Below are 297 nucleotides of genomic sequence, written 5' to 3'. Positions count from 1 at the left end.
ATTTCGACGCCCCAGGTGCGGTTCTTGAAGTATTGCGGCACGAAGGTGAGGTAATTGCCCGGGCCTTTGTCGAGCGCCAGGCCGGTGGCCGGGTCAACCGTTTCGTTGGGGCCGTAGCCGATCTCGTTCCAGTCCTCGCCGCGCTCGCGGCCGTGGCGGGCCAGGCCGCGCGCGCCGAAGCGGGTGACCAGGGTGCCATCGGGCAGGGTGAATTGCAGCGTTTCCAGCGGTTCGGCCGAGGCCGGCAGTGGGGTGAGGGCGCTGCCATTGGCGGGAAACGGGTGCGCCGAGGTGACG

At 69.0% G+C, this 297-nt stretch carries 1 pseudogene; it reads right to left on the bottom strand.

Annotated elements, in window-relative coordinates:
- Positions 1-297 (bottom strand): annotated as a pseudogene (locus F1735_RS34740) (di-heme oxidoredictase family protein); the annotation flags it as partial.

The sequence above is a fragment of the Massilia genomosp. 1 genome, from assembly GCF_011682185.1.
In the GTDB taxonomy this organism is placed as follows: domain Bacteria; phylum Pseudomonadota; class Gammaproteobacteria; order Burkholderiales; family Burkholderiaceae_D; genus Telluria_A; species Telluria_A rubra.
Note: the sequence above shows the minus strand (reverse complement) of the source record. Positions and strands in the feature narration are given on the sequence as shown.